The organism is Pseudaquabacterium inlustre, assembly GCF_038066595.1.
GTDB lineage: Bacteria > Pseudomonadota > Gammaproteobacteria > Burkholderiales > Burkholderiaceae_C > Pseudaquabacterium > Pseudaquabacterium inlustre.
In genome coordinates this window covers 298,652-313,373 of sequence record NZ_JBBUTH010000008.1, presented here as the reverse complement: position 1 = coordinate 313,373, position 14,722 = coordinate 298,652, and the positions used below count along the sequence as shown (strand labels likewise).

Sequence of the window (14,722 nt, the reverse complement as noted above, 5' to 3'; positions counted from 1 at the left end):
GCCCCTGAAGGCGGCGGGACCGCGCTCAAGCGTCGGGTTTGTGCGGCCCGGCAGTGCCTTGGCGCTGTCTCAGAATGACGCGGACGCCATCTCCCCCGTGCATGTTGCGCCCCGACGACTCCGGCAGCCGCCCTCCCATCCCTGACCGCCTCGGGCGTCTGGCCGTCTGGGCCCTGGCCGCCTCGGTGGTGGCGGGCTGCGTGGTGGCCGCCGCCACGCGCTATGCGCAGCACCGCCAGGAGCAGGCCGCGCGCGTGGCCTTCGTCGCCGAGCTGCGCGCCAGCGAGCTGGGCGCCTGGCTGGCCGAGCGCCATGCCGAGGCGCGCTTCGTGCGCAGCAGCGCCTACATGGTCGACCTGTACCGCCAGCTCGAAGGCGGTGACGACGAGGCCCGTCAGCGCCTGGTCGAGCGCTTGGCCGAGATGCGCCGCGCCGACGGCGCCGACCGCGTCGCCGTGCTCGACGCCCAGGCCCGCGTGGTCGCCGCCGACGGCCCGCTGGTGGTCGACGACGCGCTGCGCCAGGCGCTTGAGCGCGCACGGGTCAGCGGCGGCGTGCAGGTCACGGCGCCGGCGCCCGATGCCGAGGGCGTGCCGCGCGTGCACCTGGTGATTCCCTACGTGCACAGCGGTCAGCCGGCGCAGATCGCCGCGGTGCTGCGGGTCGATGCGCGGCTGGCGCTGTTCGAGCGCCTGGCCGGCTGGCCCACCGCCAGCCACAGCGCCCGCACGCGGCTGTGGCAGGAGCACGATGGCCAGCTGCGCCTGCTGGGCCCGCCCGATGGCGCGGCCACGCCGCCACCGCTGCGCCAGGCCGTCAGCGAGCCGCGCTTTCCGGCGGCCGCACTGCCCAGCGCCACGCCCGGCCAGCCCTCTCAGGCGCTGGACGACCATGCCGGCGAGGCCGTGTTCGGCGCACTGCGCCCGGTGCCGGGCACCGACTGGTGGGTGGCGGCCAGCGTCGCGCAGCGCGAGGCCTTCGCGGCCCTGGCCGGCGAGCTGGTGTGGATCGCCGCCACCGGCGTGCTGGCGCTGCTGGCACTGGCCTTCGGCGCCCGGACGCTGCGCCAGCGCGAGCAGCTGCGCCGCAGCCGGCAGCAGCGCGCGCTGCAGCAGGAGGCGCTGCAGCAGCTGTCGCTGTACGCCGCCATCGCCGACGGCACCGACGACGCCATCACCGCCAAGGACGCGCAGGGCCGGGTGCTGCTGTGCAATGCCGCGGCCGCGCGGCTGCTGGGCGTGGCGGCGTCGTCGCTGATCGGCCGGGCGGCGCACACGCTGCCACCGCCCGGCGCGTTGCTGGCCGATGGCGCCGATGCGGCGACGCTTGAACGCCGTGTGCGCCGCGAGGGCGGCACGCTGCGCCTGCAGGCCGAGCTGGCCGCCACGCCCGGCGGCGAGCTGCGGCCCTGGGATGTCACCATGGGCCCGCTGCGCGACGCCGACGGCGCCGTGGTCGGCGTGTTCACGGTGATGCGCGACGTGGGCGAGCTGGCGCGCATGCAGCGCCGCCTCGACGAAGGCCTGGCCCTGCGCGCGGCCCTGCTGCAGCAGGCGCACGACGGCGTGGTGGTGCTCGACGACGAGGGGGCCGTCGTCGAGTTCAACCCGGCCTTCGCCGCCTTGCTGGGTCGGCCGCCCGAGGCGGTGCAGCGCCTGCATGTCTGGGAATGGGACGTGCAATGGACCACCGAGCAGGTGCGCGGTGCGATGTCCGGCGCGGTGCCGGTGCCGCAGCTGTTCGAGACCACCTTCCTGCGTGGCGACGGCAGCCGCCTCGAGGTCGAGGTCAGCAGCGCGCGTTTCCTGTTCGGCGACCGCTGGCTGGCGCTGGCCGCCTGCCGCGACATCACCGAGCGCAAGCGCATCGCGGACGAGCTGGCGCAGCACCGCCACCGGCTGGAAGAGCGCGTCACCGAGCGCACCGCCGAGCTGGAACAGGCCGTGGCCGCGCAGACGCGGGCGCTGCGCTTCACGCAGGCGGTGGCCGATGCCATTCCCAACGTCGTCGGCTACTGGGATCCGCAGCTGTGCTGGCGCTTCGCCAACCGGGCCTGCGAAACCTGGTTCGACCGCACGCCCGAGCAGCTGCTGGGCCGCCCGGCTGCCGAGGCCCTGGGCCCGCAGGTGGTGCGCGCGGTGGCCGACGCGCTGCTGGCGGCGCTGGGTGGCGAGGCCCAGACCGTGGCGCTGGCGCTGCCGGCCCCGGCCCTGGAGGGCGGCCTGCGCCATGCGCTGGCGCACCTGGTGCCCGACCGGTCGCCGGTCGAGGGCGCCGAGGCCGGCGTGCGTGGCCTGTTCGTGGTGCTGTCGGACATCAGTGCGGTCAAGCAGGCCGAGCTGCGGCTGCAGGAGCTCAACGAGGCGCTGGTGCAGGCGCGCGACCGGGCCGAGGCCGCCAGCGAGGCCAAGAGCGCCTTCCTGGCCAACATGAGCCACGAGATCCGCACGCCGATGAACGCCATCGTCGGCCTCACCCACCTGCTGCGGCGCGAGGCCGCCGAGCCGCGCCAGAGCGAGCGCCTGGCGCACATCGACACCGCCGCGCAGCACCTGCTGGCGATCATCAACGACGTGCTCGACCTGTCCAAGATCGAGGCCGGCAAGCTCGAGCTCGAGCGCGCCGACTTCGACCTCGACACGGTGATCAGCCGCGTCGTCACGCTGGTGGCCGACCGCGTGCGTGCCAAGGGCGTGGAGCTGGTCGTCGACACCGACCACCTGCCGATGCGCCTGCGCGGTGATGCCACCCGGCTGTCGCAGGCGCTGCTGAACCTGCTGGGCAACGCCGCCAAGTTCACCGAGCGCGGCAGCATCGTGCTGCGCGCCGAGCGCCTGCCGCCACCGCCGGCCGGCACCGGGGCGCCACCGCCGCCCGGCCTGGTGCGCGCGCGCTTCGAGGTGCGCGACACCGGCGTGGGCATTCCGGTCGACCAGCAGGCGCGGCTGTTCCAGGCCTTCGAGCAGGCCGATGCCTCGACCACGCGGCGCTTCGGCGGCACCGGCCTGGGCCTGGCGATCACGCGCCGGCTGGCCGAGCTGATGGGTGGCGAGGTGGGCCTGGAAAGCCGGCCGGGCGAGGGCAGCCGCTTCTGGTTCACCGCGTTGCTGGCCGAGCCGCTGGCCCCGCCGCCGGTGGCCGAGCGCGGCCAGTTCCATGGCCGCCGCGTGCTGCTGGCCGACGACCTGCCGGCGGTGCGCCAGGCGGTGGCCGACATGCTGGGCCAGATGGGCCTGCAGGTGGTGACGGTGGCCGACGGCCCGGCCGTGCTGGAGGCCTGCCGCGACGAGGCCTCGGCCGGCTTCGACCTGTTGCTGCTGGACGAGACCATGCCTGGTTTCGGTGGCGCCGAGGCGCTGCAGCGCCTGCGTGCCCAGGCCCGGCGCGCCCTGCCGCCCGCGCTGCTGACCTGCACCGACGACGGCAGCGCGCCGGCCGAGCGCGCCCGTGCCGCCGGCTTCGATGGGCTGCTGGTCAAGCCGATGACGCCGTCCACGCTGTTCGACGCGCTGTCGCGCATGCTGGTGCACCGCCAGTGGCGCCTGGGCGCGGCGCCGGTGGCCGCGCCGCCGATGGAGGCCCTGCACGCCGCCGAGCAGCGGCTGCGCGCGCGCCCCAGTGCGGCGCGGGTGCTGCTGGCCGAGGACAACCCGGTGAACCAGGAGGTCGCGGTGGCCCTGCTGGCCGACGTGGGCCTGCGCGTGGACGTGGTCGGCGACGGCGCCCAGGCGCTCGCGCGCGTGCAGCGCCAGGCCTACGACCTGGTGCTGCTGGACATGCAGATGCCGGTGATGGACGGCCTGCAGGCCGCCCGCGCGCTGCGCGCCATGCCGCAGGCCGCGCAGTTGCCGATCCTGGCCATGACCGCCAACGCCTTTGCCGACGACCGGGCCGAATGCCTGGCCGCCGGCATGAACGACCACGTGGCCAAGCCGGTGGATCCACTGCAGCTGTTCGAGGCCCTGCTGCGCTGGCTGCCGCAACCGGCCGTGGCGCCCGAGCCCGGCCGCACCGGCGCGCTGTGGGCGGCCATCGCCGGGCTCGACGCCGGGCTGGGCATCGCCCATGCGGGCGGGCGGGGCGACGTCTACGCCCGGGTGCTGGAGCGCTTCGTCGGCCTGTACCAGCCCGGCGGCAGCGGTTGGCAGGCGCTGGCCTCGGACGACCCGGCCACGCTGGCGCGCGCGCTGCACTCGCTGCGCGGCGCGGCGGGCGCCATCGGCGCCGGCGAGATCGAGGCGCTGGCGCTGGGCGCCGAGGCGGCGGCCCTGGAAGGCCGCGTGCCCACCATGCTGCCGCTGCGCAATGCGTTGGCCACGCTGGTGGCCCAGGCCGGCGAGGCCGTGACCAGCTGAAACGACAACGGGCGGCCCGCAGGCCGCCCGTCGGCAGACGATGTCAGCGCGCTGTCGTCAGGCGCCGTTGACCCACATCGCGGTGTCGAAGGCGCTGCACATCATCGGCATGTTCATGCCGAAGTTGGGGTTGGTGCCGTTCTTCGAGGCGGCCTTGGGCGGCGTCTTCTCGGCCGCCTGGGCGGCCTCGTTCACGCGTTCCCAGGCGCTGGTCTCGGTGCTGCGGGCCACCGCGAACGAGTAGAAGCAGCGGAAGGCCACGCGGCGCTCGGCCCAGAAATCGGCGGCGTCGCGGAACACGTCGAGCAGCTGCTCGCGCGCCTCGCGGTCGAAGCGGGCGTTGTCGGGCAACTGCTCGAGCACGACCACGAAGCCCGGCTGCGTGCCGGCGCGGTGCACCAGGTCGGTCATGCAGTCGTACAGCGCATCGAGGTTCTTGCCGAAGTGCGCCGGGAACAGGAAGGACTCAGCGATCTTCTCGAGCACTTCCTGCTTGTTCTGCGTGCCATCCAGGTTGGCATACAGGAAGTGCTGGCCCGCGTTCTCGGCGGCCTGCATCAGATCATCGACACGGTAGGCCCGGATGGCCTGCACGATGTTGGGACGGACGGTCTGCAGCAGCATGGTCACGTTCCTTCCAGAAACAGAGGTGGGTTCCGATTCGTCTGGCCGGTCATGGCGCGATGAGCTGGAAGCTCGCGTAATGATCGGCCGTGTAATAACAGGCTTCGGGTTGGGTGGATTGACGGCCGCCGCACACGATGCGCCGGGCGCCACGGTCTCGCGACCCCGGCGTCGGCACGGTGTACTCGCGGTAGAAACCGCGCGCTTGCGCTGGCAGCAGACGTTCGCGATTGCCGAAGACCGAACCGTCCTTTGCGTACGGGAACGGGCCACCGGCGTGGATCAGGCGCTGCGTCTGCTGGGCTTCGGGCGGCAGCGTGGCCAGGGCCACGGTGCTGCCGTTGTCCACCGGGCCCCTGGCGTGGACCGGCGCACCGGCCCACAGCGCCGACACGACCGCCGCCATGACACCCAGCGAACGCCAGGAGGACATGAACGATGACCGGACGGTCTTTGCCACGGGTTAACCCTGAAAACTGAGCACAGCATGGTACTTGAGAGCCCCCGAAAACTCAAGCCATTGCCTCAAATTTGGGCAATGAACCAAGGATATGAGTGGGTACTCACAAAACCCTAAGTGCTTGTTCTTTCGGGGATTTCAAGTTGTCAAGCCGGAAAGTCATGAACTTTGCGACGGCTTGCAAGCGCATTCAGCATTTGCACCGATTTGGTGCGGCGTCTGGATGATCCCCTGCCGGGCCGGGCGCGCCATCAGGCAGGCCAGCGCCGGGCCGCTCCCAAGCGGGCACGCCAACCCGCCCGGCGGGTGGCCTCGCGTACCCGCGGCGCCGAGTGCGCCAACAGGCGGGCTAGCTAGCGCCGGGCCGCTCCCAAGCGGGCCCGCCAACCCGCCCGGCGGGTGGCCCCGCGTACCCGCGGGGCCGGGTGCACCAGTCACCGCGCAGCGTTGGCGTCCGCCACCGTCAGCGCGGTCATGTTGACGATGCGGCGCACCGTGGCCGACGGGGTCAGGATGTGCGCAGGGCGGGCGGCGCCCAGCAGCACCGGGCCGATGGCGATGCCACCGCCGGCGGCCGTCTTCAGCAGGTTGTAGCTGATGTTGGCGGCGTCGATGTTGGGCAGCACCAGCAGGTTGGCTTCGCCGGTCAGCGTGCTGCGCGGCATCAGCTCGCCACGGTAGGCGGCGTCGAGCGCGGCGTCGCCGTGCATCTCGCCGTCGATCTCCAGCCAGGGCGCCTGCTGCTGCACCAGCGCCAGCGTGTCGCGCATCTTCACCGCCGACGGGTGGTTGCTGGAGCCGAAGTTGCTGTGCGACAGCAGCGCCGCCTTGGGCGTGACGCCGAAGCGCAGCATTTCCTCGGCGGCCAGGATGGTGATCTCGGCCAGCTGCTCGGCGCTGGGGTCGTAGTTGACGTGCGTGTCGACCAGGAACACCTGGCGGCCCGGCAGGATCAGGCCGTTCATGCAGGCGTAGGTCTTGACGCCGGCGCGACGGCCGATGATCTGGTCGATGTGGTTCAGGTGCTGGGTCGTGGAACCCCAGGTGCCGCAGATCATGCCGTCGACCTCGCCCTTGTAGAGCAGCATGCTGGCGATCAGCGTCAGGCGGCGGCGCATCTCGATCTTGGCGAACTGCTCGGTGACGCCCTTGCGGTCGGTCAGCTGGTGGTAGGTCTGCCAGAAGTCCTTGTAGCGTGCGTCGTTGTCGATGTTGACGATCTCGCAGTCGCGGCCCGGCTTCAGGCGCAGGCCGTACTTCTCGATGCGGCGCTCGATGATGCTCTGGCGGCCCACCAGCCAGGGGCGGGCCAGGCCTTCGTCGACGATGACCTGCGCGGCGCGCAGCACGCGGCGGTCCTCGCCCTCGGCGAAGGCCACGTTCTTGCGCTGCGCCTTCTTGGCCACCGAGAAGATCGGCTTCATGGTGTTGCCCGACGCGTAGACGAAGCTCTGCAGCTTCATCTCGTAGGCGTCGTAGTCGGTCACGGGGCGCGAGGCCACGCCCGAGGCCACGGCCGCGCGGGCCACGGCCGGGGCGATCTTGATCATCAGCCGCGGGTCAAACGGCTTGGGGATCAGGTACTCGGGCCCGAAGCTCAGCGTCGCGCCCGAGTAGGCGGCGGCCACCACGTCGTTCTGCTCGGCCTGGGCCAGCTCGGCGATGGCGTGCACCGCGGCGATCTCCATCTGGTCGGTGATCGTCGTCGCGCCGCAATCCAGCGCACCGCGGAAGATGTACGGGAAGCACAGGACGTTGTTGACCTGGTTCGGGTAGTCGGTGCGGCCGGTGGCCATGATGGCGTCGTCGCGCACCGCCTTGACTTCCTCGGGCATGATCTCCGGCGTCGGGTTGGCCAGCGCGAAGATCAGCGGCTTGGCGGCCATGCTGGCCACCATCGCGGGCTTGAGCACGCCGCCGGCCGACAGACCCAGGAACACGTCGGCGCCGGCGATCGCTTCAGCCAGCGTGCGGTGCGGCGTGTCCTGCGCGAACTCGGCCTTGTCCGGGTCCATCAGTTCGGTGCGGCCCTGGTAGACCACGCCGGCCAGGTCGGTGACGAAGATGTTCTTCCTGGGCAGGCCCAGCTTGACCAGCAGGTTGATGCAGGCCAGCGCCGCGGCGCCGGCGCCGGAGGTGACGAGCTTGACCTCGTCGATCTTCTTGCCCACCACCTTCAGGCCGTTGAGCAGGGCGGCGCCCACGACGATGGCGGTGCCGTGCTGGTCGTCGTGGAAGACGGGGATCTTCATGCGCTCGCGCAGCTTGCGCTCGACGTAGAAGCAGTCGGGGGCCTTGATGTCCTCGAGGTTGACGCCGCCGAAGGTGGGTTCCAGCGCGGCGATGATGTCGACCAGCTTGTCGAGGTTCTTCTCGTTGATCTCGAGGTCGAAGACGTCGATGTCGGCGAACTTCTTGAACAGGACGCCCTTGCCCTCCATCACCGGCTTGGAGGCCAGCGGGCCGATGTCGCCCAGGCCGAGCACGGCGGTGCCGTTGGAGACCACGGCCACCAGGTTGCCGCGCGAGGTGTAGCGCCAGGCGTTGGCCGGGTCGGCCACGATCTCCTCGCAGGCAGCGGCCACGCCGGGGCTGTAGGCCAGAGCCAGGTCGCGCTGGTTCACCAGCTGCTTGGTGGCCGTCACCGCGATCTTGCCGGGCGTCGGGAACTCGTGGTACTCGAGGGCGCTGCGGCGCAGCTCGGCGCGCTTTTCTTCGTAGGTGGACATGGCGGGTGCGAGAGAGCGTTTTTGGAGTGGTCGGCCGTGCGGGCGAGGGCCGCCGCCTGCGGGCGCCGTCGCCGGGGCGACAGTGGGTCGGCGATTCTAGGCAGCGGGGTTCGGCGCGGTACGCCGCTGAGGCATGGCGTCATGCGCCATCGGCATGGGGCACGCGTGCCCGCCTCAGCCGGCCGCAGTGTGCGCCCGGCCGGGGCGCAAGCCCATGCGCGAAACTGCGTACCAGACCGGCCGTCGGCCGCGCCAATACTTGCCGACGATGACGCCTTCCGTGGCCCCGGCCGCCCCCGCACCCGCCCTGCCACCGCTGGCCGCACCGCCGCGCCGCGCGCGCCGCGCGCTGCTGTGGGGCGCGCTGGTGGGCCTGTTGCTGGTGGCGCAGACGCTGCTGGTGCTGCTGTCGCTGCGCTACGAGGAGACCCGCGCGCAGGAGCGCACCGACGAGGTGGCCGCCGCGGTGCAGAGCGAGATCCGCCGCGGCGTGCAGCGCGTGCTGCAGGGTCTGCAGGCGCTGCAGCCGCGCGCTGGCGACGAGGGCGACGACGGCGCCTGGCGCCAGAACGCCGCCGCGCTGCTGCGCGCCCAGCGCGAGATCGGCCGCATCGAGCTGCGCGACCGCGCCATGCGCATCGCCGTGGCCGCCGATTCGCCCTGGCACGAGCCGCTGTTCCAGCGCCTGCCGCGCAGCAGCGTGGATTTCGAGGCCCAGCTGGCCTGCACCGCCGCGCAGCGGGCGATGGCCCCGGCCTTCACGCCCAGCCAGTTCGTGCCCATGCCCGGCGGCCTGGGCGTGGAGGTGGTGGACGCCTGCGTGCCGGTGCAGCAGGCCGGCCAGCTGGTGGGCTTTGCGGTGGCCACGCTGATGCTGCCCGAGCTGCTGGAGACGGTGCGCCTGCCCGAGAGCGCGCGCCGCCACGAGCTGAGCTTCGTCGAGGCCGACGGCACCCGCCTGGCGCGCAGCGGCGCGGTGCGCGGCGCCGGCGTGTTCGTGGCCGACCGACTGATCGACCTGACCGGCGCGCCGCTGCAGGTGCGCGTGGACGCCGCCGAGCGCCGCCCCAGCCTGATCCCCAACCTGGCCACGGCCCTGGTGCTGGGGCTGTCGGCGGGCCTGTTCGCGGTGGTGCTGATGCTGGTGCGTGACACGCGCCGCCGTGCCCGCGCCGAGGCCGCGCTGGCCGAGGCCCTGGCCTTTCGCAAGGCCATGGAGGACTCGCTGATCACCGGCCTGCGGGCGCGCGACCGTGCCGGCCGCATCGTTTACGTCAACCCGGCCTTCTGCGCGATGGTGGGCTTCAGCCCCGACGAGCTGATGCAGGCCACGATGCCGCCGTACTGGCCGCCCGACCAGGTGGCGACCTACCAGCGCCGCCAGGCCGAGCGACTGGCCTCGGACGCGCACAACCCGCCCTCGCGCGAGGGCTACGAGACCGAGTTCCAGCGCAAGAACGGCGAGCGCTTCCCGGTGATGGTGTACGAGGCGCCGCTGGTCGACGGCACCGGCCACCACACCGGCTGGATGAGCGCGGTGCTGGATCTGTCCGCCCAGCGTCGCGTGGAAGACCTGTCGCGCCAGCAGCAGGAACGGTTGCAGGCCACCGCCCGCCTGGCCAGCGTGGGCGAGATGGCCTCGCTGCTGAGCCACGAGCTGAACCAGCCGCTGGCGGCCATTGCCAGCTATGCCACCGGCTCGCTGAACCTGCTGGCCGAGGCCGACGCCGCCGACGTCGCCCCCACCGCTGGTGTCGGTGCCGGCGCCGCGCTGCGCCGCCCGCCGCCCAGCCCCGACGAGCTGCGCGGCCTGCTGCGCCATGCCACCGAACGCATCGCCGAGCAGGCCGAGCGCGCCGGCCGCGTGATCAAGAGCGTGCACGACTTCGTGCGCCGGCGCCACCAGGCGCACGAGCTGATCGGCGCCGACGTGCTGATCGACTCGGTGCTGCCGCTGGTGCGCCTGTCGGCCCGCAAGAGCGGTGCGCGCATCGTGCTGGACATCGTGCAGCCGCCGCCGCGCGTGCGCGTGGACCGCACGATGGTCGAGCAGGTGCTGCTGAACCTCACGCGCAACGCCATCCAGGCCATGGAGGCGCACACGCCGCTGGCCGAGCGCGTGCTGACGCTGGGTGTGCGCCTGCTGCCGGGGCTGGCCGCCGACGCCGGCGCGGCCGAGCCCGCCGCCGGCCGCTGGGTGGAGTTCAGCGTGCGCGACGCCGGCCCCGGCATCGCCGACGACGTGGCGCAGCGCCTGTTCACGCCCTTCTTCACCACCAAGCCCGAGGGCATGGGCCTGGGCCTGTCGCTGTGCCGCACCGTGGTCGAGCAGCATGGCGGCGCGATGGACTTCGAGAACCTGCGCGATGCCGGTGGCCAGCTGGTCGGCACGGTGTTCCGCTTCTCGCTGCCGCCACCGCCGCAGCGGGGCGGGCGCGCGGCGCCGCCGGTCGAGGCCGCCACCGGCGCGTCCTGACATGGCGCAGCGCCGCCACAGGCGGTGCTTGGCCGCGACGCCGGCCATGCCCGATACTCCGCCGCCATGACCGCCGTGCCGATCTCGCCACCGCTGGGTCTGCCGGTGGTGTACCTGGTGGACGATGAGCCCGTGGTGCGCGACGCCCTGGCCTGGCTGCTGCGCTCGCGCCGGCTGCTGTCCGAGGGCTTCGCCAATGCCGAGGCCTTCGAGGCCTGGCTGGCCGAACGCGCCACCCACGCCAAGGGCAGCCAGGCGCTGGCCGACATCTGGCCCGACGCGCCGGCCTGCCTGCTGCTGGACGTGCGCATGCCGGGCACCAGCGGGCTGGTGCTGTTCGAGCGCCTGGTCGAGCGCGGCCTGATCGAGGCCATGCCGGTGATCTTCCTCACCGGCCATGGCGACGTGCCCACCGCGGTGTCGGCGGTCAAGCGCGGCGCCTTCGACTTCGTGGAAAAGCCGTTCTCCGACAACGCCCTGGTCGACCGCGTCGAGCAGGCCCTGGCGGCCAGCACCGAGGCGCTGCTGCGCCGGCGCGAGCGCCAGCGCGTGGCGCAATCGCTGTCCGAGCTGACCGAGCGTGAGCAAGAGGTCATGAGCCGGGTCATCGACGGCCTGGCCAACAAGCAGATCGCCGACGAGCTGGACATCAGCGTGCGCACGGTGGAGGTGCACCGAGCCCGCGTGTTCGAGAAGATGGGCGTGCGCTCGGCGGTCGAGCTGGCCAACCTGTTGCGCGGACGCGGCGCCTGAGCCTGCGGCGGCCTGCGCCCGAACCGGCAGTACCGATGCACGCCCTGCGCCGCCTGCTGGTCTGTCTGACGCTGGCGGTGATGGCCTGCCAGGCGGCGGCGCCGGTGGGCGCGCGCGACCACTTCCGCTTCCGCCTGGCGCCCGGCGGCACGCCGGTGCTGCCGGCGCGCGATCTGCTGGATGCCAACGAGCGCGCCTTCATCGCCCAGCTGCCCGAGCTGCGCGTGGGCCTGAACCTGCCCGACAACCGGCCCTACGAGGTGATCGCCGACAGCGGCGAGATCTCGGGCATCCAGATCGAGATCCTGACCCATGTGGCGCAGTCGCTGGGCCTGCGCCTGCGCCCGGTGGTGCTGCCGTCCTTCCCCGAGGCGCTGGCCGCGCTGCGCGAGCGCGAGGTGGACCTGATGGCCACCGTGGGCTACGAGCCCTCGCGCGAGGCCTACATGGCCTACACGCTGGGCACCGCGCCGAACCCGGGCGCCATCATCGGCCGCGCGGCCGACACGCGCTTTGCCGACAACCCCACGCTGAACGGCCGGCGCGTGGCCATCGAGCGCGGCTACGTGGCCCAGGCCTATGTGCGCCGCCACTACCCTGAGGCGCTGGTCACCGACCAGGCCAACACCTCGGCCGCGCTGCACGCCGTGGCGCTGGGCGAGGAGGACTACTACGTCGGCAGCATGCTGATGGCCATGGACCGCATCCAGCGCGACGGCGTGGCCGGGCTGCAGGTCAAGCGCTCGCTGACCTATGCCACCGGGCAGATGCACTTCGGCGTGCGCCGTGACTGGCCGCTGCTGGCCTCGGCGCTCAGCAAGGGCATTGCCGCGCTGCGCGCCACGCCGCTGCCCGAACTGCAGGCGGCCATGCGCCAGATCGACCGCCAGGGCCAGCCGGCCGTGGCGATGCTGCAGCTGTCGCCTACCGAGCAGCAGCAGCTGGCCGGGCGCAGCGTGTTGCGCGTGGGCGCGGTGCGCGGGCTGGAGCTGCTCAACGAGGCCACGCCCGAGGGCGGGCATTCGGGCATCGCCGCCGATTACACCCAGCAGGTGGCCGCGCGCCTGGGCGTGGCGGTGGACGTGGTGCCCTTCGACAGCGTGGCGCGCATGCTCGACGCATTGCGGGCCGGGCAGATCCATGTCGTGCCCTTCCTCACCTACACGCCCGGCCGCGCGCAGGACGTGACCTACTCGCACCCCTACCTGGAGATGCCGTACTACATCGTGGCGCGCAGCGACGCCCCGATGTACTGGGACCTGGACAGCCTGCGCGGCCGCCGCCTGGCCCTGGCCCCGCAGCATCCGCTGCGCGAGCTGCTGCGCCGCCGCTACCCCGACATCCGCATCGTCGACGCGCCACCGGGCGGCGGCGCGATGGACCTGGTGGCCGGGCGCCTGGCCGATGCGGCGGTGGAGGTGAAGCTGTACGCCAACCTGCGCATCAACAACGACAACAACGGCGTGCTGCGCACCGTGGCCCAGGTGGAGGAACTGCCGGCGCAGTTCCACTTCGCCACCTCGTCCGAGGCCGCCGGGCTGATCCCGCTGATCGACCGCGCGCTGGCCGACATCCCGCCGGCCGAGCGTGCACGCATGCTGCGCCGCTGGGTGGCGGTGGACTTCATGCCCGGCTTCCCGTGGCGCCGCCATGCGCCGTGGCTGGCGGTGTCGGGCGCGGCGCTGCTGCTGCTGGCCGGCGCCAGCCTGTGGTGGATGCGCCGCCTGGGCACCGAGGTGCGCCAGCGCCGCCAGGCCGAGGAGCGCCTGGCCGATGTGACCGCCAGCCTGCCCGGCGTGGTGTTCCAGACCGTGCTGTCGGCCGATGGCCGGCGCGAGCAGCGCTACCTGAGCCCCACCGCCGGGCAGTTCCTCGGCACGCCGATCGACGAGGCCGGCGGCCTGCTCGACACCCTCACGCCGCACATGCGCGCCGAGGACGCCGCGCTGCTGCGCCAGGCACGCCGCGACAGCACCCGCCAGCGCCGGCCGATGAAGCTGACCTGGCGCTACGACGATCCGTTGCGAGGCGAACGCTGGCTGCACTGCGAGGTGGCGGTGCGCGAGCTCGACGGCGGCCGCACGGCCTGGACCGGCTACATCGTCGACGTGTCCACCGAGCGCGCGCTGCAGGCCCAGTTGCTGGACGCGATGCAGGCCAAGAACCTGTTCGTGGCCAGCGCCAGCCATGAGCTGCGCGGCCCGCTGCAGGCCGTGACGCTGGCGCTGCAGCGCCTGTCCGAGGGCCCGCTGGACGAGGCCCAGCGCCAGGTGTGCCGCATCGCGCAGGACTCGTCCTCGGCGCTCACCCAGCTGATCGACGATGTGCTGGATCTGGCGCGCTTCGAGGCCGGCCGGCTGACGCTGCACCCGGCGCCGCTGGACCTGTCGGCGCTGATGGCGCAGCTGGTGGACAACCACCGCCTGGCGGCCGAGAGCCGCGGCCTGCGCCTGGGTCTGCAGATCGACCCCGCCGTGCCGCGGCGCGTGCTGGCCGACGGCCTGCGCCTGCGCCAGCTGCTGGTGAACCTGATCGGCAATGCGGTGAAGTACACGCCCCGCGGCGAGGTGCAGGTCAGCGCGCAGTGCCACGCCTCGGTCGATGGCCGGGACGACCGGCTGCTGATCACCGTGCGCGACACCGGCGTGGGCATCCGCGTCGAGCGCCAGCATGCGCTGTTCGAGCCCTTCGGCACGCTGCACGCGCCCGCCGAGGCGCCCCCCGAGGGCAGCACCGGCCTGGGGCTGGCCATCTGCAAACGCCTGGTCGAGGCCATGCAGGGCGTGATCGCGCTCGACAGCGAACCCGGCCGCGGCACCACCGTCACCGTGAACCTGCCGCTGCCGCCACCGGCCCCCGAGCCGCCCCCGGCGCAGGCGCCATCCGGACCGGCCGCGCCGTCGCCGGGGCCCGACGCGCCGGCCTCGGCCCCGGGCGCCGGCCGCGTGGTGCTGCTGGTGGACGACGACCCGGTCAGCCGCCTGCTGATGGGCGAGCTGCTGCGCGGCGAGGGCCTGCAGGTGGCCGAGGCCGCCGACACCCAGTCGGCCTTTCTGCGCTGGCAGCGCGGCGACGTGGCCGCGGTGATCAGCGACCACCACATGCCCGACGGCACCGGCCTGGCGCTGATGCAGCGCATCGTGCAGGAAGCGCCGGCCGGCCAGCGCCCGCGCCTGGTGCTGTGCAGCGGCAGCCCGCCCACGGTGGACATGGCCCCGCTCAGCGGCCTGGACGCCACGCTGCGCAAGCCGGTGACGGCCCAGGCGCTGCGCGCGCTGCTGCGCGAGCTGGGCCTGACCTGACGGCGCCGGCGCCGGCGGGCCGC

At 73.1% G+C, this 14,722-nt stretch carries 6 protein-coding genes and 1 pseudogene; 4 read left to right on the top strand and 3 right to left on the bottom strand.

The window, feature by feature from the left end:
- Positions 1 to 101 precede the first annotated feature (101 nt).
- The gene (locus AACH10_RS15905) at positions 102 to 4,355 is read left to right on the top strand and encodes a response regulator (RefSeq protein WP_341411434.1); all 4,254 of its coding nucleotides are present in this window, start codon (positions 102 to 104) and stop codon (positions 4,353 to 4,355) included.
- A 231-nt stretch (positions 4,356 to 4,586) separates the two neighbouring features.
- Here the strand turns inward: AACH10_RS15905 and AACH10_RS15900 are convergent.
- The 3 genes and pseudogenes from AACH10_RS15900 to AACH10_RS15890 all read right to left on the bottom strand — a co-directional run.
- A pseudogene (locus AACH10_RS15900) lies at positions 4,587 to 5,075 on the bottom strand (barstar family protein); the annotation flags it as partial.
- A complete protein-coding gene (locus tag AACH10_RS15895) occupies positions 5,029 to 5,385 on the bottom strand; it encodes a guanyl-specific ribonuclease (RefSeq protein ID WP_341411754.1) in 357 nt (118 codons plus the stop codon). The pseudogene AACH10_RS15900 and the gene AACH10_RS15895, both read right to left, overlap by 47 nt.
- A gap of 488 nt (positions 5,386 to 5,873) precedes the next feature.
- Positions 5,874 to 8,168: an NADP-dependent malic enzyme gene (locus tag AACH10_RS15890; protein ID WP_341411433.1), complete on the bottom strand. Its 2,295-nt coding sequence runs from the start codon at positions 8,166 to 8,168 to the stop codon at positions 5,874 to 5,876.
- A 268-nt stretch (positions 8,169 to 8,436) separates the two neighbouring features.
- Between AACH10_RS15890 and AACH10_RS15885 the strand changes: the two genes are divergently transcribed.
- From AACH10_RS15885 to AACH10_RS15875, 3 genes are all read left to right on the top strand, one after another.
- A complete protein-coding gene (locus tag AACH10_RS15885; protein WP_341411432.1) occupies positions 8,437 to 10,644 on the top strand; it encodes a two-component system sensor histidine kinase NtrB in 2,208 nt (735 codons plus the stop codon).
- A gap of 66 nt (positions 10,645 to 10,710) precedes the next feature.
- Positions 10,711 to 11,397, top strand: coding sequence for a response regulator transcription factor (locus AACH10_RS15880; protein WP_341411431.1), 687 nt, complete (start codon positions 10,711 to 10,713; stop codon positions 11,395 to 11,397).
- 35 nt (positions 11,398 to 11,432) lie between these two features.
- Positions 11,433 to 14,699, top strand: coding sequence for an ATP-binding protein (locus tag AACH10_RS15875; protein ID WP_341411430.1), 3,267 nt, complete (start codon positions 11,433 to 11,435; stop codon positions 14,697 to 14,699).
- Positions 14,700 to 14,722: the final 23 nt, after the last annotated feature.

Excerpts from the sequence above, each read along its gene's own strand:
- AACH10_RS15905 (WP_341411434.1), top strand. The coding sequence starts at position 102 with ATGTTGCGCCCCGACGACTCCGGCAGCCGCCCTCCCATCCCTGACCGC.
- AACH10_RS15895 (WP_341411754.1), bottom strand. The coding sequence starts at position 5,385 with ATGGCGGCGGTCGTGTCGGCGCTGTGGGCCGGTGCGCCGGTCCACGCC.
- AACH10_RS15885 (WP_341411432.1), top strand. The coding sequence starts at position 8,437 with ATGACGCCTTCCGTGGCCCCGGCCGCCCCCGCACCCGCCCTGCCACCG.
- AACH10_RS15880 (WP_341411431.1), top strand. The coding sequence starts at position 10,711 with ATGACCGCCGTGCCGATCTCGCCACCGCTGGGTCTGCCGGTGGTGTAC.
- AACH10_RS15890 (WP_341411433.1), bottom strand. The coding sequence starts at position 8,168 with ATGTCCACCTACGAAGAAAAGCGCGCCGAGCTGCGCCGCAGCGCCCTC.
- AACH10_RS15875 (WP_341411430.1), top strand. The coding sequence starts at position 11,433 with ATGCACGCCCTGCGCCGCCTGCTGGTCTGTCTGACGCTGGCGGTGATG.